General features: G+C 36.0%; 25 protein-coding genes. 7 read left to right on the top strand and 18 right to left on the bottom strand.

What is annotated here, in order from left to right:
* Positions 1–91: 91 nt before the first annotated feature.
* Positions 92–691 (top strand): GNAT family N-acetyltransferase, encoded by a 600-nt coding sequence (locus QUD79_RS03710; RefSeq protein WP_246454907.1) that lies wholly within the window; start codon positions 92–94, stop codon positions 689–691.
* Between the two features lie 337 nt (positions 692–1,028).
* Here QUD79_RS03710 and QUD79_RS03705 read toward each other — a convergent pair whose 3' ends face one another.
* From QUD79_RS03705 to ribH, 5 genes are all read right to left on the bottom strand, one after another.
* Positions 1,029–2,195: a nucleotide sugar dehydrogenase gene (locus QUD79_RS03705; protein WP_184423548.1), complete on the bottom strand. Its 1,167-nt coding sequence runs from the start codon at positions 2,193–2,195 to the stop codon at positions 1,029–1,031.
* 18 nt (positions 2,196–2,213) lie between these two features.
* Positions 2,214–2,723, bottom strand: coding sequence for a phosphatidylglycerophosphatase A family protein (locus QUD79_RS03700; protein ID WP_184423549.1), 510 nt, complete (start codon positions 2,721–2,723; stop codon positions 2,214–2,216).
* Entirely contained in the window at positions 2,716–3,684 is a 969-nt protein-coding gene (gene thiL / locus QUD79_RS03695) for a thiamine-phosphate kinase (protein ID WP_184423550.1), read from the bottom strand. Before thiL ends, QUD79_RS03700 begins: the two co-directional genes overlap by 8 nt.
* Positions 3,685–3,862: 178 nt before the next feature.
* On the bottom strand, positions 3,863–4,279 hold the full coding sequence (gene nusB / locus QUD79_RS03690) for a transcription antitermination factor NusB (RefSeq protein WP_184423551.1): 417 nt from the start codon (positions 4,277–4,279) through the stop codon (positions 3,863–3,865).
* A 24-nt stretch (positions 4,280–4,303) separates the two neighbouring features.
* A complete protein-coding gene (gene ribH / locus QUD79_RS03685) occupies positions 4,304–4,768 on the bottom strand; it encodes a 6,7-dimethyl-8-ribityllumazine synthase (protein ID WP_184423552.1) in 465 nt (154 codons plus the stop codon).
* 185 nt (positions 4,769–4,953) lie between these two features.
* On the opposite strand from ribH, the gene QUD79_RS03680 reads away from it, so the two are divergent.
* Positions 4,954–5,238, top strand: coding sequence for a DUF6170 family protein (locus tag QUD79_RS03680; RefSeq protein WP_184423553.1), 285 nt, complete (start codon positions 4,954–4,956; stop codon positions 5,236–5,238).
* 74 nt (positions 5,239–5,312) lie between these two features.
* On the opposite strand, the gene QUD79_RS03675 is transcribed toward QUD79_RS03680, so the two are convergent.
* The gene (locus QUD79_RS03675; protein ID WP_184423554.1) at positions 5,313–6,230 is read right to left on the bottom strand and encodes a glycerophosphodiester phosphodiesterase family protein; all 918 of its coding nucleotides are present in this window, start codon (positions 6,228–6,230) and stop codon (positions 5,313–5,315) included.
* A gap of 232 nt (positions 6,231–6,462) precedes the next feature.
* Here QUD79_RS03675 and QUD79_RS03670 point away from each other — a divergent pair, with 232 nt between their 5' ends.
* Genes QUD79_RS03670 through QUD79_RS03650 form a run of 5 tightly spaced genes read left to right on the top strand, consistent with a single transcriptional unit; the run spans position 6,463 to position 11,067 of the window.
* Positions 6,463–6,852, top strand: a complete 390-nt coding sequence (locus tag QUD79_RS03670) for an FAD synthase family protein (protein WP_286289911.1) — start codon at positions 6,463–6,465, stop codon at positions 6,850–6,852.
* Positions 6,849–8,108, top strand: coding sequence for an oligosaccharide flippase family protein (locus QUD79_RS03665; protein ID WP_184423555.1), 1,260 nt, complete (start codon positions 6,849–6,851; stop codon positions 8,106–8,108). Before QUD79_RS03670 ends, QUD79_RS03665 begins: the two co-directional genes overlap by 4 nt.
* The gene (locus tag QUD79_RS03660) at positions 8,105–9,304 is read left to right on the top strand and encodes a CDP-glycerol glycerophosphotransferase family protein (protein ID WP_184423556.1); all 1,200 of its coding nucleotides are present in this window, start codon (positions 8,105–8,107) and stop codon (positions 9,302–9,304) included. Before QUD79_RS03665 ends, QUD79_RS03660 begins: the two co-directional genes overlap by 4 nt.
* Positions 9,304–10,194, top strand: a complete 891-nt coding sequence (locus tag QUD79_RS03655; protein WP_184423557.1) for a glycosyltransferase family 2 protein — start codon at positions 9,304–9,306, stop codon at positions 10,192–10,194. Before QUD79_RS03660 ends, QUD79_RS03655 begins: the two co-directional genes overlap by 1 nt.
* 51 nt (positions 10,195–10,245) lie before the next feature.
* Positions 10,246–11,067, top strand: a complete 822-nt coding sequence (locus tag QUD79_RS03650) for a glycosyltransferase family 2 protein (RefSeq protein ID WP_184423558.1) — start codon at positions 10,246–10,248, stop codon at positions 11,065–11,067.
* 115 nt (positions 11,068–11,182) lie between these two features.
* Here the strand turns inward: QUD79_RS03650 and QUD79_RS03645 are convergent, their stop codons facing one another.
* The 12 genes from QUD79_RS03645 to QUD79_RS03590 form a co-directional block, all read right to left on the bottom strand.
* Complete coding sequence (locus QUD79_RS03645; protein WP_184423559.1) at positions 11,183–12,463, bottom strand: hypothetical protein; 1,281 nt, start codon at positions 12,461–12,463, stop codon at positions 11,183–11,185.
* Positions 12,464–12,469: 6 nt separating this feature from the next.
* Positions 12,470–13,384 carry a Wzz/FepE/Etk N-terminal domain-containing protein gene (locus QUD79_RS03640; protein ID WP_184423560.1) on the bottom strand — a complete coding sequence of 305 codons (915 nt, stop codon included), beginning with the start codon at positions 13,382–13,384 and terminating at the stop codon, positions 12,470–12,472.
* A 168-nt stretch (positions 13,385–13,552) separates the two neighbouring features.
* Entirely contained in the window at positions 13,553–14,323 is a 771-nt protein-coding gene (locus QUD79_RS03635) for a glycosyltransferase family 2 protein (RefSeq protein WP_184423561.1), read from the bottom strand.
* 19 nt (positions 14,324–14,342) lie between these two features.
* Entirely contained in the window at positions 14,343–15,215 is an 873-nt protein-coding gene (locus QUD79_RS03630; RefSeq protein ID WP_184423562.1) for a glycosyltransferase, read from the bottom strand.
* Between the two features lie 13 nt (positions 15,216–15,228).
* Positions 15,229–16,332, bottom strand: coding sequence for a glycosyltransferase (locus QUD79_RS03625; RefSeq protein WP_184423563.1), 1,104 nt, complete (start codon positions 16,330–16,332; stop codon positions 15,229–15,231).
* Positions 16,333–16,610: 278 nt separating this feature from the next.
* Positions 16,611–17,402, bottom strand: a complete 792-nt coding sequence (locus tag QUD79_RS03620) for a hypothetical protein (protein WP_184423564.1) — start codon at positions 17,400–17,402, stop codon at positions 16,611–16,613.
* Between the two features lie 356 nt (positions 17,403–17,758).
* Complete coding sequence (locus QUD79_RS03615; protein WP_184423565.1) at positions 17,759–19,186, bottom strand: MBL fold metallo-hydrolase RNA specificity domain-containing protein; 1,428 nt, start codon at positions 19,184–19,186, stop codon at positions 17,759–17,761.
* Between the two features lie 295 nt (positions 19,187–19,481).
* Positions 19,482–20,282, bottom strand: a complete 801-nt coding sequence (locus QUD79_RS03610) for a putative capsular polysaccharide synthesis family protein (RefSeq protein ID WP_184423566.1) — start codon at positions 20,280–20,282, stop codon at positions 19,482–19,484.
* Between the two features lie 15 nt (positions 20,283–20,297).
* Positions 20,298–21,569 (bottom strand): oligosaccharide flippase family protein, encoded by a 1,272-nt coding sequence (locus tag QUD79_RS03605; protein ID WP_184423567.1) that lies wholly within the window; start codon positions 21,567–21,569, stop codon positions 20,298–20,300.
* A 2-nt stretch (positions 21,570–21,571) separates the two neighbouring features.
* The gene (locus QUD79_RS03600; RefSeq protein WP_184423568.1) at positions 21,572–22,288 is read right to left on the bottom strand and encodes a sulfotransferase family 2 domain-containing protein; all 717 of its coding nucleotides are present in this window, start codon (positions 22,286–22,288) and stop codon (positions 21,572–21,574) included.
* A gap of 56 nt (positions 22,289–22,344) precedes the next feature.
* Positions 22,345–23,619: a glycosyltransferase gene (locus tag QUD79_RS03595; protein ID WP_184423569.1), complete on the bottom strand. Its 1,275-nt coding sequence runs from the start codon at positions 23,617–23,619 to the stop codon at positions 22,345–22,347.
* 563 nt (positions 23,620–24,182) lie between these two features.
* The gene (locus tag QUD79_RS03590) at positions 24,183–25,904 is read right to left on the bottom strand and encodes a hypothetical protein (RefSeq protein ID WP_184423570.1); all 1,722 of its coding nucleotides are present in this window, start codon (positions 25,902–25,904) and stop codon (positions 24,183–24,185) included.
* Positions 25,905–25,944: the final 40 nt, after the last annotated feature.

Raw genomic sequence — 25,944 nt, 5'->3', positions numbered from 1 at the left:
CCAAAATAATAACTAAACAAATATTTACATGGTGCTACATTATCTTAGTAAAGATTGATAAGCTATCACTCTGATTAAATTTAGATATAAGATGATTACTATCACTATGCTTGTTACCACCGAAAATCATGAACACAACATTAATTACCGAGTAATGTCTCCTGACGACTTTTATGCGGTAATTACGCTTGCTACTGATGTTCATGGCGAAGGGTATATTGATCCACAAAGCATAACTAAATGGTTTAATAGAGGCCTCCTTAACAACATTAATGCAAGCTTTGTTGCCTATCATAACGAAGTACTCGTGGGGTTTCGTTTAACATTTGCATGTGACACATGGTTAATCGATCAATGGTGTACTCCAGATCTATGGGAAATACCCACAGATAAAGTATGCTACTTTAAGTGCAATACCGTTGATGAAAATTTTCGTGGGTATGGAATTGGTTCACAGCTGCTAAAACTCTCAATCAATGCTGCTAAACAGCAAGGTGCCTTGGCAGGTATTAGTCACTTATGGCGAGAAAGCCCTGAAAATAGTGCGGTTAATTATTTTAGTAAATGCGGTGGAGAATTAATTAAAGATCACCCTGATCGTTGGAACGAACTAAGTCAACAGGGTTATTGTTGTCCTATTTGTGAAGATGATTGCCACTGCACCGCTGCAGAGATGATCATAAGATTTTAAGCGCTGGGTTCTTATACCAAGCATTGATGGGATCTGGAACTCGGGATAATGGATGTACGTTTAATGCAGATACGCATAAAAATCGTTACTTTGGTGTACTTAGCTTAGCCCGAATTCAGGTTATACCAGTTTCATTAATTAAGTGATCTATTTTATACGCAGTGAAAACAGTCAAATACAAGGCGTTTATTTTCATAACTAGTTGTTCAGGGCAATTATGCTCCTGCATTGCTCACATAAGCTACATCCTTGTAGCGATAATTATAAAATAAATAACGCAGTAGTTGACTGTTTTAGCCAGTAGAAATGATCACATAGTTAGTGAGATTGGTATTATTTAATCGCTACCAAATAAATCTCGCGTATACACCTTATCGGCTACATCGTTGAGCACATCAGACATACGATTTGACACTATCACATCGGCAATATCTTTAAATTCTACTAGGCAGTTAACTACCCTTGCCTCTTTATAACTGTCAACAGCTAGCTCAGGCTCATAAATTATCACTTCAACCCCTTTCGCTTGAAGCCGTCTCATCACCCCTTGAATAGACGAAGCTCGAAAGTTGTCGGATCCCGCTTTCATTATCAAACGATAAATACCCACCACTTTCGGTTGTTTTTTAATAATAGAGTCTGCAATAAAGTCTTTCCGAGTATTGTTAGCTTCTACAATCGCGGTGATCATACTGTTAGGAACATCGCGATAGTTAGCAAGCAGCTGCTTGGTATCTTTAGGTAAACAATAACCACCATAACCAAACGACGGATTATTGTAATGCGTACCAATACGAGGGTCTAACCCTACACCTTCAATAATTTGTCGACTGTCTAATCCATGAGATTCTGCATAACTGTCTAACTCATTAAAATAGGCAACACGCATCGCTAAGTAAGTATTCGCAAATAATTTAGTTGCCTCCGCTTCGGTCGAACGTGCGAACAAAACTGAAATATTTTTCTTTATCGCCCCCTGCTGTAACAAGGCTGCAAACTGTTTTGCTTTTTCGCAATTACCACCAACGATAATACGAGAAGGGTATAAATTATCGTAAAGTGCTTGGCCTTCACGTAGAAATTCAGGCGAGAAAATAATGCGCTCTGTTTGATATTTATCTTTCATACTGCGAGTAAAGCCAACTGGTACAGTTGATTTAATTATCATTACCGCATTCGAATTAATTGATAAAACATCTTCAATAACAGCCTCAACAGACGAAGTATCAAAGAAATCTGTTTTAGGGTCATAGTCAGTCGGTGTTGCAATAACAATAAATTCTGCGTCCTTATAAGCTAACTCTTTATCTAACGTAGCTTTAAGGTGAATAGTCGGATCAGCTAAGTAATTCTCTATTTCAGTATCATGTAGCGGGGAAATACGTTGATTAATTTTATCTACGCGCTCTGCAACAATATCTAATGCAATAACATCGTTATGTTGCGCTAACAAAAGTGCATTTGAAATCCCAACATAGCCAACACCAACAACAGTAATTTTCATTCAAAACTCTTTATAAACTTATGCAAAATAGATTAAATGCATACACACAAGTGATGCAATACCAGCAGCAATATCGTCAATCATAATGCCAAAACCACCATGACAATGCTTATCTAAATAAGAAATGGGCCAAGGTTTAAAAATATCGAATATGCGAAATAAAATAAACCCAACTAACACAGAGTGCCATGACCACGGGATCATAAACATAGTAATTAAATAACCGACTATTTCATCCCAAACAATCGCGGGGTGATCATGCACCCCCATGTGTTTTGCGCCTTTGCCACAAATATAAATACCTATTACTGCCAGAAATAACACTATCGCGGCATAAGTAATTACAGACAAATCAGACATCAAATAAAATAAAGGAATAGCCGCTAAGGTACCAAATGTACCTGGTGCTTTGGGAGCTAAACCACTACCAAAGCCTAAGGCTAAAAACTGAACAGGATCAGATAAAGTAAAGATCGCTTTGCTCTGCTCTTTCGCTTTTAATTGTGCGTTTTTTTGCGGCTTAGTCATTTTTTGAAAAATGCTCGAAACCTTTAACCTTAATGGCGGCAGGCTTACTATTTAACGTTGTCGTGATTTTTTCACTCGGGTTAAGTTGACCAATACAAGTAAACTTAACTCCCGTATCAGCTAACGCAATTTCTAAACCCACTTTTTTATCTTCTGAAACAGCAAAAAGTAGCTCGTAATCGTCACCACCTGCTAATGCCATTTCAATCGCTTTTTCTTGACCTAGCGCAGCCACAAGAGACTCAGATAAAGGCAAGTTTTCAAGCACAAGGTTAGCACCCACTTTTGAAGAGCGGCACATGTGAGTAAGATCAGCCATTAATCCGTCAGATATATCAATCGCTGAAGACGCATAACTTCTTAGTGCCTGGCCAGCTAAAACACGTGGTGTTGGAAAGTCTAAGCGCTGCCTCACTTTATCAAATATCGTTTTATCTAGTTCTTTTTTACCCAAAATATGAGCCAAGGCTAAAGCAGCATCACCTAACTCACCAGTTACATAAACCCAATCACCTGATCTAGCACCAGTTCTTAGTAACTCTTGACCTACAGGGATTAAACCTTGAGCCGTTACCGTAATACTTAACGGTCCTTGGGTTGTATCACCGCCAATAACCTGAACATTATAATATTCACAAAGATCAAATAAGCCGGTACAAAATTCATCAACCCAATGCTCATCAATTTGAGGCAAAGTAATGGCGACTGACACCCAACTTGGCTCTGCGCCAATCGCTGCCAAATCAGACAAATTAACTGCGATTGCTTTGTGGCCAATAGCACGAGGAGAAGTATTTACAGGAAAATGTACACCTGCTACTAACGTATCAGTAGCAACAGCAATATTTTGTTTTTCTGAAGGAATTACAACAGCGCAGTCATCACCTACACCCAATAAAACATCTTTGCGTTTCACCGCTTGTTCAGTAAAGTAGTTCTTTATTAATTCAAATTCTTTCATAATTTTTCTATTGTTAACCACTACCACTTATCAATAAATAGCAATAATAGCTTCATCCTTAAAATGCAAAAGGCGTACTCAAAGGTTACGCCTTATTTATCCATCTACTATAAAAACACTTGATTACTCTAACGCTGAAAAAGCAGTTTAAAGCAGAATATTAAATAACCAATTGCGCTTATTCTTCTGGACGAATACGTTTTACCGTTTTATCCAACACACCATTAACAAATTTATGACTGTCATCAGCCGCAAATAATTTAGCTAATTCAATCGCTTCATTGATCACTACACGGTAAGGCACATCAAGGCAGTCTTTTAATTCAAAAACACCTACACGTAAAATGGCTTTCTCAATATGGTCGATTTCAGCAATTGGGCGATCTACAAACGGTGAAATTTCAGCGTCCATTTCGCTAACACGTGAAGTAACACCACGAAATAGTTGCTGAAAGTACTCAATATCAAAACGGCGCTTAGCATTTTCAGTCAAAAAATGTACTTCAACATCGGTAACAGAGTTATTACTCATTTGCCATGAATAAACCGCTTGAACGGCTAATTCACGAGCTTTTCTTCTTGGGGTTGGTTTCACAAGCTGCTCCAAATAAATTTGCTATTATAATTGTGCTAGCACATTAACCATTTCTAATGCACTAAGGGCAGCTTCACCACCTTTATTACCTACTTTAAGGCCAGCACGATCAATGGCTTGTTCAATACTATCGGTAGTAATAACGCCAAATGACACAGGAATCTCTGAGTCTAAACACACTTGCGCTAGCCCTTTATTACACTCACCAGCAACAAAATCAAAATGCGGAGTACCACCACGAATTACCGCACCAATAGCAATAATTGCATCGAATTTACCACTATTAGCCGCTTTTTTTGCAACAAGTGGCAACTCATATGCGCCTGGCACTTTAATTACAGTAATGTCATCATCTGCAACATTGCCATGACGAATAAGGGTATCTACTGCGCCTTCAAGTAAACGATCAACAACAAAACTGTTAAAACGAGAAACAACAATGGCAAACTTTTTGCCCTTAGCGTCGAAGTTAGCTTCAATAACATTCATCTATAAATACCTACGATTCTAAAATTGCCGCGATTCTAACAAAAAAAGCGCGATTTAGGTACTGGTTTGTGACGTTAACTGATGAAAATAAAATGGGCTAGAATGAAATAGTTCCAGTGTATACTGTTCAATATGTCTAATTACGGTAGAATTACCCATAGTATAAAAAGGCCATGAGATTATTAATGAAAATATATTTGTCTTCCAACCAATTACCTGAATTAGCCAATCACCTTCCAAGAGAAAGACATGAAATTCTTATAAGAGCAGAGCAAAAGCTAACCGTGCCTGAAAAGCTCATATTAAATTTATTAAAATTATTAATGTTAGTGCCACCCTTTTTATATTTAGCAAGACAAGAATGGCTAATGTTAACAATTGCACTAGTAGCTACTTTATTTATTAAGTTAACAATATTCACTCCCATTAAATTAGCTTTTTGTAGAAAACACATCGTCAACATGAAGTAAATAAATGCCAATTTGAGTTATTTAAATAACCGGCTTGCTGATTGAATATCAGACAGCATCCGTGCTTTGGCCGCTTAATTATTAGTAATAAATGCCTTTACTTTGGTAAATAAACTGGTGGTTTTATTGGCTATGCTGCTGGCTTTTAACTTAGCTTCTACGGTAATACTGTCATAAACGTTATCAATATCGGCTAACACTAGTTCAAAGTTATTATTATCTAAGGTAAATACATTACTGGCTAAACCCAAAGTAGTAGTTTGGGCAAGGTAGCTATTAATATCTTTAGCCCCTATACGATAGTCAAACTCAACCATGTGATAACCGCACTGATAGAGCTGTTCAACATCAACAGACTTATTCGGGAAATAAATACGACTCAATTTAACAAAGGGCTGAATAGCTAAAAATTCAGCTTCAGCAAGTACATCTCTCACATTCGACAAAGTCTCGTAACCATCAGCATGGCGAATCACCGTAAAACGAGTGCTATTAAAGTAACTATACTCTCCTGTACTACTTTGTTGCTGCTTTAGCAAAGTAAGTAAATGTCGCACACTTGCTTCACTGGTTATGTCATCTTTGAGTTCAATATATAAGATTTGATCAGCCTGTTTCAGTATTGGGTTAGCAACAACCTCAGCAAAAAGAGTGCCTGAGGTTGTTATGTCGTGACTAATTATGGGTTGTTCAGCATTTGAAATAACCACGTCAAGCTCAATAATGTCTGCACCACTTTTAATGGCAGTGTCGATAACTGCGAGCGTTTCATCGCTACTATTTTCAACATAGCAATTATGACAACTTATTCCTACAGGGTTATTGGAATAATTAAAAGCAGAAAAAGGTTGTGCAAGCCCGGAGAAAAACACATTGCCTTGTTCAACCGCTGGCACAGCATCAATGCATGAAAGCTCTTTATGTTCTTGATTACACGCCTGTAAACTAAATACCGCAACAACACCTAATATAATACGACTGGTTTTAATCATTCACTTATTCATTTCTAATTTACGTTCACTTTCTAGTATTATTTACATAATTTTGCCTGTTGGGCAATCAATACCGCGGTTAAGTATGCTATTTACTATGAAAACAGTATAATTTCGTTTCTTCCTATATTAAAATTACCTGTTTATTAGTTCGCTGTTAGTAATATAGCAATTAAAGCATATTTACTAATTATCAACTTTAAATTTCACCCTAACAAATAAGGAAATATGCGTGCGAGTAATCACTTTTGGAACGTTTGATGTTTTTCATGTCGGGCATGTAAAAATACTTGAACGCGCTGCAGCACTAGGAACAGAACTTATAGTCGGCGTATCAACCGATGCACTTAACTACTCCAAAAAGCAGCGCTATCCAATTTATGAGCAATCTCAACGCGCCTATATTATTAACAGCTTAAAATTTGTAACTGAAGTTTTCTTTGAAGAGTCACTTGAACTTAAACGAGAGTACATAAAGCAACATAAAGCGGATATTTTAGTGATGGGTGACGACTGGCTTGGAAAATTTGATGAGTTTAATGACATTTGTAAAGTGGTTTACTTAGAACGAACACCTTCAATTTCTACTACCGAAATTATAGAAATCGTTAAAGCAATATGAATGCAAACGGCTTAAAAGCGAATATATCTTGGTTGGCGATTATTAAGGTCGTTAACATACTTCTCCCGTTAGTTACCTTGCCCCATTTAACCTCAACTCTAGGTGTTGAGTTATTTGGGGTTATTGCTATTGGGTTTGCGATTCAGCAGGTTGTTATTGCTATTTGTGATTACGGTTTTTCAATATTAGCCCCTAAATTAGTAGCGGAGAATCAAAAAAAATACGGCTACTTAGGCAAACTCCTCGCCGCAATAACCTTAATTAAATTATTATTTTTTATCGTTATTGGTCTAATAACTTTACTTATTTTAAACACTGTCGCCACAACCAATAATTACTTTACTATTTGGGGCTTAATGTTAGTGCCTGCACTGTTACAATGCTTGATCCCGCTTTGGTTCTTTTTAGGTGTTGAAAAGATGGTTAATATAACCATCATTAATATCATTGAACGTTCATTGTATACCCTACTTATTTTTACATTAATTAGTACCAGCTCAGATGCTAGTCTAGTACCCAAAATAATGATATTTTCCCAGGGGCTAGCACTAATATGCTCTATTTATTTAATATTTAGGTTTCCAATAATAGTTTCTTTGCCTTCAGTTATTTACCTTAAACAGCTTATTGTACAGGGTTGGGGGTATTTTTATTCTCGGTTAACCATGCTGTTATTTTCAAAGTTTAACGTAATTATTGTGGGTGCTTCGCTTGGAGAGGTAGAAGCTGGATTATTTTCATTAGCTGAACGAATATATAACGCCGGTCGCTCAATGGTGTCGCCATTAACTGATGCTCTGTACCCTTATATGGTTAAAACCCATAATTGGGGACTCGCGACTAAAATTGTTAAATACGCCACGTTATTTGGCATAGTTAGTATTTTCATTTCATTTATTATCTCTGATTGGTTCTTTGTGAGCCTATTCGGTTCAGAGGTATATTTACAGTCAGCGCAGCTTTTCAATATTTTAATATTTGCATTCGCATTTAGTCTTATTTCAATGCTTATTGGTTACCCCGTATTAGGCGCTGCTGGCCAGGCGCATTATGTGAATAGAAGTGTTTTATTGGGTGCTACATTACATATTCTTGTGATAAGCATTTTATTTCTAAGTAATACCTTATCTAGCCTGTTACTTGCCTCATCTTTAGTAATGACTGAATTTTTAATTTTAGCATTCCGACTCTATTATTTACGTAATGCAAACCTACTTGGCACAGCAAGTAGTAAAAGCAAAGAGTTATCAAAATGAAATCTGCATTTTTACTATTGTTAAAGTGGCTTATTTATCCTGTTGGTAAAGTATTTATCCGAGACAAAAATCTATGGGTGTTTGGCAGTAGACAAGGCCAGTTTGTTGATAACCCCAAGTATTACTTCTTACATATTGCTGAAGAAGAAAAAGCGATAACCCCTGTATGGATAAGTGAAGACCAAAACACAGTAACCTACCTTAATGAATGTGGTTATAAAGCCTATTATAGATGGAGCTTGAAAGGCGTTATTACTTCATTAAAAGCAGGTGTTTTTGTGTACGCGTTTGACGCTAACGACATTAACTTTTTTTGCTCTGCAGGCGCTAAACTAGTTAACCTTTATCATGGTATTCCATTGAAGAAAATTGAGTTCGACACTACTGTTGGCAACTCGCGCCGGGTATATCACCCGCACACACTTTATGAAAAAATATTAACTAAAATCAGATCTATGCCTAAATGGAAGCCTATTGATCTATTTCAACTCCCATCACCCGCCCTAAAAACAATACACGACGGCGCTTTTAACCAGCTTATAAAAAATTATCAATATGGGATTAACCCAAGGCTCGCACCGTTAGTAGATGCTTCAAATTTAAACAAACTAATAACCAACGATGCTTTAAAAGCAAAGTCGTGGGTAGAAGGTTACGACAAAGTTTGGATTTATATGCCTACATGGCGTGTTGGAAACCCAGATATTATTGAACAAGCTTTTCCAGATTTAGAAAAGTTAAACCAAGTATTGCGCCGTAAAAACATTTTACTTATTTTTAAAATGCATTTGTACAGCGATGACGTAATTAACAACTGCAGCCATATTAAGCTATTTCCGGCGAATATCGACGTTTATCCATTTTTAACAACAGTAGACGTTTTAATTACAGACTACTCGTCAATTGCCTTTGATGTATCGCTAATAAATACCCCTATTATTTTTTATGCTTATGATTTAACTGAATACATAGCAACATCAAGCGAAGGATTTTATTTTAACTACGACGACTTTACCAATCATGCTGCAATTTCAAACTTTAACCAACTCATTGATATTATAGAAACTCAACACTTACAAAATAAATGTGTGGGTAACGATATAAAACATGCAATTTGGTCACAAACCGAAAAGCTATCTGTGTTTGAAAGCAATACTAGACTGACAAAAGCAATTCAAAATTTATGGAACGTATAATGCCCAAAATATCCGTTATTTTACCTGTTTATAATGCCGAAAAATATATTGAAGAAGCGGTAAAAAGCATACTAAATCAAAGCTTTCACGATTTTGAATTTATTATTATTAACGATGGTTCAACAGACAATTCATTACTTTTATTACAGCAGCTTGCCAAAGAAGATCGTCGTATTATGCTAATCACGCGAGAAAATAAAGGGCTGATCGCAACATTAAATGAAGCAATTAGCCTCGCTAAAGCCGAGTATATTGCTAGAATGGACGCCGACGATATAGCACTGCCTTTGCGCTTAGAAAAACAATTTAACTATCTAACGCAACACCCAGATGTTGCGGTTTTGGGTACAGGCTATCGTTTTATGAGTGAAGCGGGTGAAGTTGGCCAGAAGCGCCGAACACTAACCTCATACGAAGATCTTAAAGCAAGCTTGTTTTTCGGTAACCCTATTGCTCACCCTTCAGTAATGATAAATTACAAACTGCTAGGTAGTAAATTAAAATATTTAGACGAATATAAAACGATAGAAGACTTTGAGCTTTGGTGCCGTATTGCTAAAGAACATAAAATTGAAAACTTAAAAGAAGTATTGCTACATTACCGACTACTGCCCTCTAGTATTTCAGGACAAAACATAGAAAAACAAATACTGTCTGCGGCGAAGGTATTAACACAACAACCGTTGTTGGAAGGCAAGAAAAACACAATTAAATTACTTCAAACCACATATTGCTATTCAATTAACTCAGCAAACTATATACAATTACTGCTCGCTTGTTTTAAATTAAACTGGATAAACTTATTCAACCCAAAAATAAATAAGCTAAATTTATTTAAGCGCAGTTTGTTTGCATTGCTGGCAGCCAGCAAAAAAAACTTACGGACCTAAGTAAATCGAAATAACAGTAACTTTTAGGCTTTTAAATGAGAATGCAATTACATGACCAGTAAAACTCTTACCCTTGCATTTGCCTGTATTGGAGAGCGTTTGCCGTCGCTACTTGAAAGCCTAACTTCAATAGAATCTCATGCACGCTTACACATTATTATTTTAGTGCAAAAGCCCTTAACAGACACCCTTAACATAGTAAGCGCCGCGACCGAAAACATTATAATTTTAGATAACATTGGTTTAAGTAAAAGTCGTAATGCTGCAATAACCAATGCCAACAGCGACTATATTTGGTTTTTAGATGACGACGTACAAATAACCAATCAAGATATTACCGCTGCATTAGCAATAATTGATAAAGGCAATGCCGATTTTTATCGCGTAAAGATTGGCTGTATTGAATGGCACGATAAAACCTTCAAAAAATATGAACCTATAAATAAACCAAATAAATTACACTTATTAAAAATTAGCTCTATAGAAATTATTGCCAATTTAAATTTCATCAAATCAAAAAGAATAAAGTTCAATGAGAGCATTGGTTTAGGAACTAAATATCAATGTAATGAGGAAAACAATTTTCTTATTGATGCTTGGGAACAAGGCGCAAGGTTTAAGTTTATTGATAAAGTTCTTATACGCCATACTTGTATTTTTGAAGGTAGGGTTTTAGCGACAGATAAAATATTTGAAATACGAGGCGCGACCGCCTCTCGTTACCATGTGTTTGGCATATTACTAATGCTAAGGTGGAGTGTTCGTTATCTTCTTAAAGAAAAGAAGCTCTCGTATATTCGCGCCCTTTTTAAAGGTTACTTCAAAGGCTATAATAACTATAGAGAAAATCCTAATAATACAACTGTAAAGTAAACTTATATTTTTCGTTAACAGTACTCGTTAGGATCTTTATAGTGATTTATCAATTAATTAAAAATACCTAATAAAATAATTCATATAGTGGTCTCTCGGTAGCAGTTAATTTAGCTTAACTGCTTTTTTGCTTTAACGAAAGCAAGGTACAACTAACAAAAATAAAATAAATCAGTTTCATATACGACACATTAAACATAATAAGCTCGCCCTTATAATGATACACGAACGATAAACCGATTATTGCCAGTATTAACACACCAATATTTTTCACATAAGGGCGGTTAATCACATAGTAATTAAACATCACCCATAAAAAACCAAAATAAATAACTAAACTGGGAAAAATACCAAAAATTAATGTAAAGCGCATAAAACCAGGGTCGGTATGCAAATAATAAGATCCGTCTGAGCCTGTATACTTACCATCACCCCAAAGAATTTGTAGTTCTGTTAGTGGAAAGTACATCTTATCTAGGGTATCTAATGACGAACGCCCAACATAACCAGCATAAAAGTACTTATGTAAAAATTGAAAGGCGTATTTATAATAACTAGTTACCACTTCAGTTAACGCTGGCACCGACATAATATAAATAATTAATGGGGTGATCAGCACTAAGCAGTAAAAACCCACTCTCATTGCGCCTGTAAAATAATGGCGAAAGCCTAAAGTAAAATAGTAAAAACCCAAACCAAATACAAAGCCTGCAATACTTGCCCTACCTGCCGATATGCCCGCAATGATTGTAACAAAGAAAATAATGACCTTAAGTATTAACGATTTATCCTGCCGATATTGGGCAAAATAAAAGTTCATGTAAAGACCAAGCGCCCCCATTATGGTACTAAAACTAAAGGCAGCAAAGCTAGTAAAACCAACCCCTCTAGCTCCGCCATACTCCTCCATTCTAGCCATTGTTGCTGCATCTTTAGTTAACCCTTGAATTAAATCACGTAAAGGAGCAATAGCCATCATTAGCCAAACAAATACAGCTTGTGTAATTAATACAACAAACACGATTTTAAAAATATTTTTATAACGGGCGTCTGCACTAACAACAATACACGCAAGCACAGACATACCGATATAAGCAAAGAGGTTATTTACCCAAGTTTTCACCATACTAATATCGTAAGTTTGATGAAAAATAGGGATCAAAAATGCTGATAACGCAGCAAGTAGTAAAATAATAATTGGGGAGTAAAAAACTTTTTGCTTTACTAATAACTTAACATTCGAAAACGAATTATTAACTAATAACAAAGACCCTAAAATTAACGCCAAACTCCAATAAGAAGAGTTGCCAATACCAGGAAGCCTAAATGCAAATAAGCTTGAAAACAATAAAAAGCCACACCATAAAATGGTAAGTGAGTTTTTTGAGATTCTCATAAAATATTAAAGTGTACGATTAAAAAAACGTATTAAAATCCAGCATACTGATAAAAAACCACCAATAATTCCGCCAGCTAAAACAATTAAAATACGATTTGGCTTAGATTTTTTTTCTGGGACAATAGCAGGTGAAATAGTTTTAAAAATATATTCTTTACGTGAGTTAGCCAACATAAGTATATTCGTTTGATCTTCAATCAATTGATAAAAAGACGCCTGAATACTGGTATTATTAACTTTTGACAGTGTTTCGTTTAAATAATTAATGCTCGCTTGTGCTTCAGAAATGTCGTCTTGCCTCATTTCTTCATTAATATCTTCAAGAATTAAACCAACCCACTCTACAGCAATATCAGGTGAATAAAACTCGATAGATAAATCGACAAAGCCATCTTTAGGATCAAAGTTCACTTCAAAAACCTCTAAAAATCTATCGTAAATTTCTCGTGGTGTTGGCTCTACTGTTTTCGGTGGTTTAACTTCTCGCACCCACTTTTTAGTTACCGTATTATAAATGTCTTCGTCGTAAATTAATTCAAAAGTATTAGGTGTACTAGCCTTGGCAGCCATTAATGGAACCACTAAATTATGTTTTTCAACAAATTGATTTATAAAGCGTTGAGATTTTAATATCTCTATAGCAATTAGCGTTTTATCTGGCCCTCTAGACTTACCTAGTTTTATACCGGCCATGCCGGCAATGCCACCTAAACTACTTGCAAGCCCACCTAACGCCCCTTGATCATCAGTTTTAGGCACAGTTAACACCTTTGCGGTGTACATATTAGGTAAACTTAACGCAATAGCGACCGCCACAGCAGCACAAACAAAGCCTGATACAATTATTAATATCTTACGGCGGAACAATTCAGCCCAAACTTGAGCTAAAGAAATTTCATCAGAAGTTGTGGTTAACATTTAGCTTACCTAATTTGTAGTTTTAAATATTATACCAACCTCACTAACTATGTGATAATTTCTACTAGCGAAAACACTTAATTAATGAAATAGGTATTACTGAAATCATTATACAATTTCATAGTGAAAATACGTATTTTTATCAAGAACATGATGAGTAAGTTAATATTAACTTTTAGTATCACATTCATTTATTTTTAATAGCGCCCTTAGCGCATAGTGACAAAAAACATAACTTGCCTTAAGCAAGTTAAGTTGCTCAATTTCTCGATACACCTGCCATATTTTTAACGCTTTTTTATATTTATTTCTAGAAAGTGAATTAGAAACAATACGATACTGACTTAACGGCTTATTATATATAACGGCATTTTTTCCTGTTTTTAATAGTTTTAACCATAATGCATAGTCTTGACCTGCACGAATTAAAGGCATTGTAATATCAGTAAAGGCATTCTTTCTAACAATGACAGTGCAACACCCCATTGTAGCTTTCTTTAAGAGCATGTCGTTATAGGAAAACGCACCTTTAAGTTTTGAATCAACAACCGTATTTAAAGTATTACCTAGCTCATCTATTAAGTAGTATGAAGTAAAAGACAGATCAGCATAATTTTTTTGCATAAAAGCTATATGTAATTCAAGTTTTTGGGGGAGCCAAATATCATCGCTGTCAAGAAACGCTATAAACTCGCCTTCAGACCTTATTATTGAGTTATTACGCGATACAGCAGCACCGCTATTAACCGCGTTTTGTAGAGGTTTAATGCGATTATCTTGTTGTGCAAATTCTTGTATTAATTGCCAAGACTCATCTGTTGAGCAGTCGTCTGTGATTAACCATTCCCAGTTTAAATATGTTTGGGCGATGATACTCTCGTAAGTAGCTCGAATATGCGAAGACGAGTTATACGACGGTGTAATGATAGAAACTAACATAAATACCTAATTCGCTGTGTTATTTTGTTCTTACTCGGTAAAAAATATTCTTTAGCCAAAATAAATTTGTATTGATAAAATAGGCTAACGATGAAAACACATTGCCCCTGTGCGTAAGCTTTATAAAGCTTAATAAACTGTACGGACTGTTAGTAAGTCTTAACTCTAAAAGCTTCATCGAGTCTAAATGGCGTTTATTCATTTTATTATGATGCTTATCCATAAAAATTTTATATCCGGCAATTCGTTTTGTATTATTTTCACTAATACGCTCACCGCCATGGTTAGAGTATAAAATATAGCTACAGTTTTTTAGCTTAAAACCATTACCAAACTTATCGACAAGCCTTACCCATGTATCATAATCTTGAAATGCTGGCATTGTTTCATCAAAGCCACCTATTGCTTTTAAATAGCTTGTACGTGTTAAAACTTGATTTCCAAGCACATCGTAATGTAATAAATTATCTAAGCTCACTTCGCCAGCATCGAAGTTACGGCTAATATCGCCTGCTGGTGTTCTTTCACAAATAGAAGCTGTTACACAAGAGTAACCCGAGCCAGTAAAATGTGTTACCAACTCTTCTATACGTGTAGGTAAAAACTCATCATCATCGTCTAATCCCGTTATATATTCTCCTTCGGCTATATTTATAGCTAAATTACGAACCGAACAAGCGCCTTTTGGCGTTTTGTTTTTAACATAACGAATGCGATTACTGTCAATGTAGGGCTTTATTTCGTTAAAGGTATTGTCTGTTGAGCCATCATCACCCACAATTATTTCAATGTTTTTATAACTTTGATTAAATACGGAATTAAGCGCCCGCAGCAATAACTGTGAACGGTTGTGTGTTGAAATATAAACACTAACTAAAGGTGTATTATCCATTTTTAAATGTTTGCTAATGTAATTCTAAATTAGCGTTTAACATATTAACCATAATATCCATCGTTAAATGCTCTGAGTAATTTGATAAGGCAAATTGGCGAGCATTAGCGCCCATAGTTCTGGCTAATTCTTGCTGTTCAATCATGTTTAACAGTGCTTTAGAGAATGCTTTGGGTGATTCACTTTCTACGATAAATCCGGTTTTTTTATCAACAACTACTTCAGGTAAACCGCCTATATTTGAAACTATACAAGCTCGTTCACAAGCTGCTGCCTCAACAACCGACACACCAAAACTTTCAATTCTGCTGCTAACAACAAATAAGTCTATTTGGTTAATATAATGATTAACTTGAGCATGGGGAACTGCACCGGTAATTTGGCAAACTTCTGAAAGGTTTAACCTAACAACTTGCTCTTTTAACTGGTTAGTCAACGCACCGTCACCGACAATAAGTAAACGTAGCTTTTCAGCGTAATCACTTTGTTGTTCGATAAGCGTTTGTCTTGTTAAGTTGAAGGCATTTATTAGTACGTCTAAGCCATATTTTTCTTCCATGCGTTTTACTACGCCAATGGTAATATGCTCTTGTGTAAATACTTTATGGATAGGAGAAAATTGCTCTAAATTAACACCAAATGGAGTAATGGCGATATCGCTAGCATCAGGAAAAATTTTACGTACTTGCTCTGCCATTGCATGACTAGTTGAAGCTAATTTAGCCGCACTTTTTAAGTTAGCTTTAATTAGCCATTTATGAAACCAACTCTTGTAAGGAAATTCGTATACATCGCTTCCCCAAATAGATAATACATAGCTAGGAATTTGAGCTAAATTTGCCAAAGTTCCATAACCACTAGCGTAATGAACATTGATAATGTCGGGGGAAATACTTTTGATCAAACGATTAAGGTGCAAGGCATTAAGTACATAACCTTTACCCCCCTTAAAAGGAAGCTGATGAACAATAACGCTTTCGCTTATAGGTTCTTGTAATTTATGCTGAGTAATTAAATGTACTTCAAAACCATAATTAATAAGCCCATTTACCCATTTAACTGTATGTACAACAGAAGCTGGTGCAATAAAGGCTAATTTTAAAAGTTTTGATGACACTATCTGTTATTCTCTACGGTTAACGTAATTTCACTCATTACAATACTATATAAATTACTTATTTTTAATATGAATTTCTACAAACGTCTCTTAACTAGGCGTTACGTAAATGATCATCAAACTTACTGAATATATTCGTAAACAAAACGGGATTTTATCTTATAGAAAGGCAAACAACCAGATAAAACCAGAAATATCCAAGAAATTAGTCAGCTTGCCAACGAATGTAGCATGAAAAGTATTCAGCTCACGGTTTTGAGATATTTGAGTAAGGTTAACTACTCCTTTTTTTGCTCAGTTCTTATCAAGTTATTAATTGAGAATATAATTTGGTCTTCTAGTTTACGCTCAGTGTTGAAGGTTTTATCGTGATATAACCCAAACTCTTGCACATTTTCGCGCCACTGTGTGGCTGATTTTGTTTGGTAATGGGCTCGAGATACTTCTTTATCATTAACAAATAAGGCCATGCCACCCGTGTTAAATGTTGTGCCTTCTGTTAACTCAATGCGTAAACGGTAAGTTACGCCCACTTGGATGAGTAATTCACCATTGTTAACTTGCTTCGTTCTACTTGGATCTGTGCCCCACTGAAAAGCGGAATCTTTATGACGAAGATATAACTTGTTTCCATACGACTTAACTTCAACCGTACTTATTGGCCGATTACCACTACGATTATTAGGATCAATTCTTATCCAGTCTTGAAAAAGTACCCACCAGTCTGGCGAATTGCTATAGTTGTATTGTTCTATTAAAAAGTCGAACGAATAGGTTACTATTTTACCTTCAACTGGCTTTGTATAATTTTTGTAACTCACCAGCGCCTTATTGCACCGCACTTGATCAGGAAAGCAAAAGGGATTAGTGCGGCTTTCAAAGCGGTAACTATTTTCTGATACTTTAGTTACCGTTCCACCGTAAGTAATGTCGTTAGAATAACTTTTAAGCAACCAAACACTATCGTCATTTTTAGCAAAACTTAAATAGGCAAAAACTAAACTAATAAACCCGACAAACAAAACGCTGCGCTCGCCTGCAAATAACCGAGGGTTGTATAAATTATTCAAGCTTACCTCTAATCTAATTCTGATTTTTTAATTGTAGGTCGGCATTTACGCCGTCAGTTAATTATACTTATCAATCATCATTAACTTATCTTAATCTTTGATGGGCTTATCGGTAATTGCTCCTGCATTCCCCTACTACCGCCATCCCTGGCGGCAAAGCCCAACCTACAATACCAAAAAACTTAACCTGTAGGTCGGCGTTTACGCCCTCAAAACAAACCATACTTATCAATCAACTTTAACTTATCGTAATACTTGATGGGCTGAAGCCCAACCTACAAATCAAATTCAACCTTGTAGGTCGGCGTTTACGCCGTCAAAATGCTGATTAGCTAAAACCCTACCTCTTGGTTAAGCTACACAGCGATAGTTACATTTATACTTGGAAATAAACGTTTATATTGATATTTAAGCGCAGCTTTCGCTTGCTCATCACCATGCACTATTTTTATTTTTTTAGGCTTTATCTTCATACGTTTAACAAAATTAACTAAATCTTTTTGATCGGCATGGGCAGAATAACCACTAATGGTATGAATTTGAGCTTTTATATCAATACGTTGACCATTAATATACACATAACCACCCTTCCCTCTAGATGAGTCGCCATAATATTGAATGTCACGCCCCAGTGTTCCTTGTGCTTGGTATCCTACAAAAATAACATCGGCAGTTTCATCATTTAAGAACTTTTCTAAATAATTAACAATGCGCCCACCAGAACACATACCGCTTGCAGCAATAACAATTGCAGGCTTGTTTCTGCTGGCTAAATAGTTAACCGTACGAATATGCTCATCGTGGGTGTCGATAGTAACTAGCTGTTCAAAATTAAGCGGGTGTCGTTGATGCTTAACCTTATTTAACGCTTCTTTATCCCACAAGGTTTTAAACTGTCGATACTGCTTGGTAAAATTGGCAGCCATCGGCGAGTCAACAATAACTTCTATCGATTGCCACACACCTTTATTAGGTAACTTATGGGCTTGATGAATAATATGCTCAAACTCATACAACAACTCTTGCGTTCGCCCAATGCTAAACGCAGGGATCAGCACTACACCATTGTCTTTAACAGCATGCTCTATCACCTGTTGAAGCTTGGCGCTACGTTGCTTACGGCTGTCGTGAAGCTTATCACCATAAGTAGACTCTATCACTAACACATCAGCACGATAAGGCGCTTTAGGTGCAGCAAGTAATGGTGCGTAGGGAGCGCCTAAGTCTCCTGAGAAAACAATACGCTCAGACTTTTTATCTACAACCTGTTTAAATGCACAATCAATCTCTACGTAAGCTGAACCAAGAATATGCCCTGCAGGCTGAAACTTTACCTTTACAGCCGCTATGTTTGACGAAGCCGCTGGTATAAACGGAATTTCAATCCAGTGTTTATAGGGTACAGACACTAGCTGTTGTTTTAATAACTTAAGGCATGCATCGATAATTTTTTGATTGCGTGTAACGCCTACTTTTAAGGCATCAGCTATTACTAAAGGCAATAAGCTTGCTGTGGCTTCAGTTGCATAAATAGGACCTTTAAACCCAGCGGCTAATAAGTAAGGAATACGACCAACATGGTCAATATGGCAATGAGTTACAATAAGCGCTTGAACCGAACTGATATCAAACTCAATGGCTAAGGCATTTTCGGTATCGCCGTTAGTGATTTCTGCCCCCTGAAATAAACCGCAATCAACCAAAAGTGAATTTTGTTGGTTAATAACTAACTGATGACAAGAACCCGTAACGCCACTCACCGCTCCGTGGTGTAAAATATTCATAAGTACTCCTTTACTATTTAATTTATTTGCAATGTTAAATTAAACAATTAAACAATTAAACACTCTATATTATTGATGGCCTGAAGGCCAACCTACAATACCAAACAGCTTAACCCGTAGGTCGGTGTTTACGCCGTAAAAATATTAATGTTACTGATGACCTTATCGGTAATTACTCCTGCATTACCCTACAACCGTCATTTTTGATGGGCTGAAGCCCAACCTACAATACCAAAAAACTTAACCTGTAGGTCGGCGTTTACGCCGTCAAAAATTGATAATATTTACTTCAGAGCTAATTAAAGAAATGTTGATAAAACTTACTCGTTATTATTTTCTTTTCGATTGTCTCTGGCAGCTTATATGATAGTGCAAAGTGTTGATATAAATCGCTATACCACTTAGTTTCAGCGCTATTGCTGTTTACCATTATCAATTGTTTTCCAATAAACTTTTCAATTATCTCAACTGAAGAATCTAACCTGTCAGTTCTTACGCATAGTACACTGATATTGCCATTACTAATTTGGCTATACCCTAGATCTTTATCAAATGCTGTGCTGTATATATCAATACCCGTCATTGGTTTAAATTCTTTTTCAAACCAATTAAGTGCATACAAATGATCAAACTCTTCATTATAAACTTGTTCAATTAAGTCTTTAGATTGAACGCGTGTAGACAGTGGTTTATTTCGCGTGCTTAAACAATTGGTATGTGCAGCAAACAAGTAAGCATCTAGATCATGAAAAAACATAGATAAATTACGACTCCGTGGTTCTCGTACAAGCGTAATAATCTTAGTGTGCTTTCTTTTTTTAAATGTCCACCTTAATAACGCTGAAAAAAATGCTTGTTCAATGCTATATATAAAATACCGCCATCCAAACTTGGCTAATCCTTTAACTCTTACTGGGCAAGTATGGTTTTTAAGATAAAACGCATGTATATGAATAGCGCCAGGAATTGAGTGTTCTAATGATGTAGAACCCACCTTTCCCATTTGATAGATAAAAATGGTATCAGGATCTGCATACTTAGCCACTAACGCTTGTTTTGCACTAAAATAAGCTTTAATTTTTTTTACTATATTCAAGTCTTTTTACCTTAGTTAAAACAATGAAACCTTTAACTTTTTAACAACAAAGTAGTATCCAATGCTATTGTTCATTACCATTGCAATTAAAACAGCTGTTGCAGCCCCTAGTGCACCATAAGTTGGCGTAAGACAAACCAATAGTAGAACAAGTAGTGTAACCGCTATTATTAAACTTAATCGTTGCTCCTTTTCATGGCCAGTCATTATCAATAATTGCCCAACAGAGCCAACAACTGTTTTAAAAAACAAACCAACAACTAACAATCGCAGGGTCAAGCTACCTGCAGTATATGCCTCTCCAAAAACCAATAAAATGTCTTTAGCAAAAGAAAATACAATTACCAACAACGGTAAGGTAAGTAGTATCATTAAACGAGTAGAGCTTCTATAAACATCTTGTAATTTAAGCCTAGTATTTCCTAAATGGATCTCCTTCGATAATTCAGCAAATCGTGGAGACAAAACGCTGTTAGCTGCCATTAAAATAAAAGTCAATATTAATGCGATGCGGCTTGTTGCAGCAAAAATAGCAACCTGCTCAGGCGAGCTTAAAAATCCAAGTATCACCGTTGCGCCATTTGTCATAATAGTAGCAAGAACAGCCACACCCCAAAGTAAATAACTACTTGTGAGTATATCTTGCTTAGCCGATAATTCAGTTGCAGTGGTTAATACAGGTAGTTTTCTGCGCCACAACCAGTAACTGATAATTGCGGTCAGTATTATTGACACACCATACATTAACGCTAACCCACTAAAGTTAATCACAGGTACAACCATTACCGCTAGCATCAACAAAAACACAAGCACTATCCGAGTTAATGTATTTAAAAATGCATATGTATGCATGCTTTTCAAGCCTTGAAAGCATTGAACAAAAACCACAGATACATTAATAAAAGGGATCAGAATTGCCGTAAAAGTGAAAGCAATCGCATAATTATAGGAAATAAACGTTATGTAAAATCCAAGCCATCCTAGCAACAAAATTCCCCCTGAAAATAACACAGCAAATTTTATCGTACGTGTTATAAGAAATTGATAGGTTAAAACTAGTTCACTCTTATTGATCGCTTTATTAGCAATTGCAATATAGCGTGTTACAGCATTATCACAGCCAACCCTAGCTATTGTTGCCATTATAGTAAGCAAAGAAACCATAAAAAAATATAAGCCCGCATCCTCGGTAGTAGCGCTGTACCGAGTAATTAAGGTAACTGTTACAAACCCTAAAAAAGCCGCTAATACTCTAAACAGCAACACCGAACTTATTGCTTTTAACATGCTTATTTCTGATCTTCGAAGTGATAATTAAATAAAATAATGTCTTTTTCATAAAGTGTTTTTACATAGTTCATTGACTCTTGGTCGTAATAGTAAGAGTAATGTGATTTTGCTTTATTTTTACTAATTAATGAGAAGACAGACTGTTTAAATCTTGCTGTTTTTCCATGGGTAATATTTTTGTGCGGCAAGGGCACTTTTGGTAACCCCAACTGATTTTGCACGTAGTCAAAGTCTTGCTGTAAGTTCTCAAATTTACCTACAAAATCGACCAAGCAATTGTCATTTTCGTCATAAATAAATTGCCATTGCGAAATAACGTGTCGGTAGTAGTCTTTCGCATTTAAGTAGTCGTCTAATTCAGCTGTTGGAAAACGTTCAAATAAAAACTTTTTAAAGCTGCATTGATAACGTACATCTCCATGTTGTTGTCGATAGTTAAATTCTGACACCAACCTTGCCCAAGGATTACGCACAAATGTAAATTTGAAATACTGCTGAAATAACGCTGCTGAAATATGGCCACAATCTACATATTCACTCGCCTTTAAATGAGCCAAGCGAGGTGGGCCAAGTAATTTATTAGTATTTGGCTTTAGCAACAAAGGCGCCCTTTCTGCCCACGTTAAATTATTGGCTTTTACAAATACACTTTCAATGCTTTGCCCTGCAGCCTTAGGAATGTGAATAAAGACGCATTGATGACGGTGAGATATCATTTAAAACTTTGAAGGGTGAGTAATGATGAAAGGATAATGGTTTTATGTGATTTAGTCTAGCGTCTAGGCGCAAGCTTTTCTAGCAATGAGATAAGCTTTACACTTAATGTATTAACATCGGCTAGTTGTTCAATTTGTTTCCTAGCATTATTGACTATTGCTACTCTTAATTCAGAATTTTCGTAAAGTTTCATAATGTTATCACGCAGGCTTTCTGCACTTTTCTCAGGAGAAAGTAAACCACTTTCTCCATCTATGATCAGTTCAGGAATACCACTGTGTACTGTAGATATTACCGGCAAGCCAACAGCCATTGCTTCCATAATAGCTACTGGTACTCCTTCCATATCTCCGTTACGTGCAGTTACACTAGGTTGCAAAAAAATGTCGCAATCGTGCATCTGGGCTAACACTTGTTTTTGATCTAATTTGCCAAGCAGTACAATATTGTCAGATAAGTTTAGCTGATTAATTTGCTGCTTTATTTCGTGTTCAAGCTCACCGTAGCCTGCTAGCACATACTGAATATTTAATGATTTAGGTAACAATGCCATAGCGTTAATCGCATAGATTATCCCTTTTTTTTCAGAAAAACGTGCCACGGTAAATACTTTAAAAGCTCGGTGCGAATTTTTTTGAGTATTGCATAGATAATCGGTGTTGTTTGCATTAGTTTTTTGTACAAAAGGAAAGTTAGCTAAATTCACTCCCATTCTATGTACTTTTACTTTTTCTTTCGCGCAGCCCAATTCAATTAACTTTTCTCGCCATAAATTACTTATAGGCAACATAAGTTCAGTTTGCTTAAACAATTTCTGATATTCAGCTTTATATAAGGCTAAAGCTTTTATAGCTGATACTTCATAACCATGAAATACCGTTACAATATTACCGTTGAGCGCACCTAATTGTCTTAATTTGTTCGCTAATATACCGTTATAGCCAAAGTGGCAAACAATCGCATCAAACTCTAAAGGCTGTTCTACTTTGGCTAAAATACTTGCTAACAACAGGCTTTTACCTTGTTTACCATATTCCTTGTTGATACTTTGCAAAATCAAGCTTCTTTTAGCTTTATTTACTACTGCCCACAGAATATTTTTAATTCGATAGCATAATTTATTAACTTTACCGCTCGGCTCATTTAACAAATATACCGTTTTACTGATGAGTTGATATTGCGATACATCGGCGTGGTGTTTTCGACTTTCTGGCTTGTTTAACGCAATAATAGTTACATTTGCGCCTGCATCTATCAACGCGGTTACTTGGTTAAGCACAAACGTTTGAGACAAAACCGGGAACTGATCTACAAAAATAGCTATCTTCATGATACTCAGGTCTTCGCTTAATTATTACTCTAGGCGCTAAATCATCACAATTAGCACTGTACTGCGACTTCAATTTTCAAACTAATCTAATTAACTATGTAATACCAATCTCACTAATTATTTGATCATTTCTACTGGTTAAAGCAATCAACTACTGCGTTATTTATTTTATAATTAGAACAACTAGTTATGAAAATAAATGCCTTGTATTTGACTGTTTTCACTGCGTATAAAATAGATCACTTAATTAATGAAACTGGTATAAACATTTCTATGGGCCAAAATAATCAACTGCTGCGATATCTATTTTATAATTTTCGTTACAAGGATGTAGCTTGTGTAGACAATGCAGAAGCATAATTGTTCTGAACAGCTCGTTATAAAAATAAAAGCCTTGTGTTTGACTGTTTTCACTGCGTATAAAATAGTTCACTTAATTAATGACACTGGTATTAGTTTATTTGAATATTTTAAAAAAATAAAAATAAAAAATAAAAAAGCGAGCCTAAGCTCGCTTTTTTTAATTGTTACAGTAATAAAATATTACATATTAACAATATTTCTTAGTTTTGGTCTGAAGAGCCGTGCTCACCAAATGTACCAACAAAACCACGGTCTTGCTCAGAAAGTACTTTATACGCTGCGTATACAGTGATATCGCCTTCTGGAGCTTCAGTAGTAATTTCAATCGCTACTTTACCGCGTGTTGTACCAGCATGAGCCATGATAGCATCCATTACTTCGTTTTTAATGTCTAAAACACCACCAACTGAAGGAGTTGCTAATGGAGTTGGAATTGCAACCCATGCAGTATCAGCTGTGTTACCTGCTGAACCTTCAATCATGTAACGAATTGAAATCTTACCATCTTGGTCACCTGTGTTTGTGTGACGTAAGATAACTTGTGTATTATCACCAAATGGCATGTATGGAACTGTTAATACTGAACCATTTAATACCCACTCACCAGCGTCTAGGTCACAAACTGCACCAGTTGCTGCATCACATGCTTTCATTTCTTTCACTGTAGGAGCTGTAGAGAAAGCAGAGAATGAAGCTTCAAACATTTGTGCTTCAGCATATGGAGATAATGGGTTACCAATACCAGCAGCGTGTAATGCAGTTGTATCAAGTACTAATTGGTACTCTAAATCAAGTGTTTGGCTAGGCGTTGGAGTTGGGCTTCCATCTGCACTTGTAGTATATGTTAAGATAGTATTTGTTGCGTCTAACGTACCAGCAAATAACGTATCTGCACCAGCTGTAGCTGTTGTAGTTAACATTGCAGAAGCTGCAATTTCAGCTGCTGTAATAGTGCCGTCGCCGTCAGTATCCATCCAACCAAAACCGCCAGTTTCTTGGCTAGTAATAGATAACTTACCACCAGTGGCTGCTAATTCAGCACCAACACCTGCAGTTACTTCCTGCGTAACTTTTAATACAAACGTATCTTGATCTAAGGCATCAATAAGGCTTGGAATTGTATTTGGAACTAATGATTGACGTTTTTCAGTAACATCAATAATTGCATCAAATTTACGAGAAACAGCTGCAGAGTACTGAGGCTTAAGCTCTAATACTGGTGTCCAATCTGTTACATCATAATCTAAACCAGCAGTGTTAGTTGCTTTAGACTTAATATCAACAACTGTAGTACCAGTTAAGCCAGTTGCACTTAAAAATACGTCTCTAATAGTAATTACTGCTAGTGGTGGAATATCTTGTCCAACAGGCACTGTAAAGCGAACTGTATTTTCAGTAATATCTAATACTGGAACGTTAAATGGACCTGTACCATTAACATTATAGGTTAAGAAAGGAGCAACTGTTTTAGTTAAATCTACTTTTGCACCTTGAATGTCAATAGTAAGAGTTGATTCATCTTCGTAACCACCGATACCAGCAATAACCATACCTGGTAATTGTGCAGCGCCAACTTGTGCCGCTTCAATAGAAGCTTTAACAGTAGTTGTTGTACGCGTTTCAAATGATGAAGCATCACAAGCGTCAGCAGCTGTCATTATTGCAGAACCAACATCAGCACGGCCAGTTTGGTTTGCATCAGAGATAGTATCATTGTTACCGCCTTCAGCATTACCAGAGTTTTGTAAAATAGCACCTAACTCAACGGCAGCAACATCACAGTTAGCAGCACCTGGATTTGTACCAGTAACAGACAAACCTGTTAATATAGTATCTGTGTGACCAGTTACGATTTCTGCAGCATTTGCCATACCTGTTACAGCACCAGTAATTGCGAATGCGATTAAAGTTTTTTTAAACATTTTTTATCTTCCTTCGTTTCATGAAACAAGAGAGTATGTC

This window comes from Thalassotalea piscium (assembly GCF_030295935.1).
Taxonomy (GTDB): Bacteria; Pseudomonadota; Gammaproteobacteria; order Enterobacterales; family Alteromonadaceae; genus Thalassotalea_B; species Thalassotalea_B piscium.
This window is presented reverse-complemented; position numbering and strand designations above follow the sequence as displayed.

Bases quoted from the DNA above. Each gene is read 5' to 3' on its own strand.
- QUD79_RS03710 (WP_246454907.1), top strand. From the start codon at position 92: ATGATTACTATCACTATGCTTGTTACCACCGAAAATCATGAACACAAC.
- QUD79_RS03705 (WP_184423548.1), bottom strand. From the start codon at position 2,195: ATGAAAATTACTGTTGTTGGTGTTGGCTATGTTGGGATTTCAAATGCA.
- QUD79_RS03700 (WP_184423549.1), bottom strand. From the start codon at position 2,723: ATGACTAAGCCGCAAAAAAACGCACAATTAAAAGCGAAAGAGCAGAGC.
- thiL (WP_184423550.1), bottom strand. From the start codon at position 3,684: ATGAAAGAATTTGAATTAATAAAGAACTACTTTACTGAACAAGCGGTG.
- ribH (WP_184423552.1), bottom strand. From the start codon at position 4,768: ATGAATGTTATTGAAGCTAACTTCGACGCTAAGGGCAAAAAGTTTGCC.
- QUD79_RS03680 (WP_184423553.1), top strand. From the start codon at position 4,954: ATGAAAATATATTTGTCTTCCAACCAATTACCTGAATTAGCCAATCAC.
- QUD79_RS03675 (WP_184423554.1), bottom strand. From the start codon at position 6,230: ATGATTAAAACCAGTCGTATTATATTAGGTGTTGTTGCGGTATTTAGT.
- QUD79_RS03665 (WP_184423555.1), top strand. From the start codon at position 6,849: ATGAATGCAAACGGCTTAAAAGCGAATATATCTTGGTTGGCGATTATT.
- QUD79_RS03660 (WP_184423556.1), top strand. From the start codon at position 8,105: ATGAAATCTGCATTTTTACTATTGTTAAAGTGGCTTATTTATCCTGTT.
- QUD79_RS03655 (WP_184423557.1), top strand. From the start codon at position 9,304: ATGCCCAAAATATCCGTTATTTTACCTGTTTATAATGCCGAAAAATAT.
- QUD79_RS03650 (WP_184423558.1), top strand. From the start codon at position 10,246: ATGACCAGTAAAACTCTTACCCTTGCATTTGCCTGTATTGGAGAGCGT.
- QUD79_RS03645 (WP_184423559.1), bottom strand. From the start codon at position 12,463: ATGAGAATCTCAAAAAACTCACTTACCATTTTATGGTGTGGCTTTTTA.
- QUD79_RS03640 (WP_184423560.1), bottom strand. From the start codon at position 13,384: ATGTTAACCACAACTTCTGATGAAATTTCTTTAGCTCAAGTTTGGGCT.
- QUD79_RS03635 (WP_184423561.1), bottom strand. From the start codon at position 14,323: ATGTTAGTTTCTATCATTACACCGTCGTATAACTCGTCTTCGCATATT.
- QUD79_RS03630 (WP_184423562.1), bottom strand. From the start codon at position 15,215: ATGGATAATACACCTTTAGTTAGTGTTTATATTTCAACACACAACCGT.
- QUD79_RS03615 (WP_184423565.1), bottom strand. From the start codon at position 19,186: ATGAATATTTTACACCACGGAGCGGTGAGTGGCGTTACGGGTTCTTGT.
- QUD79_RS03605 (WP_184423567.1), bottom strand. From the start codon at position 21,569: ATGTTAAAAGCAATAAGTTCGGTGTTGCTGTTTAGAGTATTAGCGGCT.
- QUD79_RS03600 (WP_184423568.1), bottom strand. From the start codon at position 22,288: ATGATATCTCACCGTCATCAATGCGTCTTTATTCACATTCCTAAGGCT.
- QUD79_RS03595 (WP_184423569.1), bottom strand. From the start codon at position 23,619: ATGAAGATAGCTATTTTTGTAGATCAGTTCCCGGTTTTGTCTCAAACG.
- QUD79_RS03590 (WP_184423570.1), bottom strand. From the start codon at position 25,904: ATGTTTAAAAAAACTTTAATCGCATTCGCAATTACTGGTGCTGTAACA.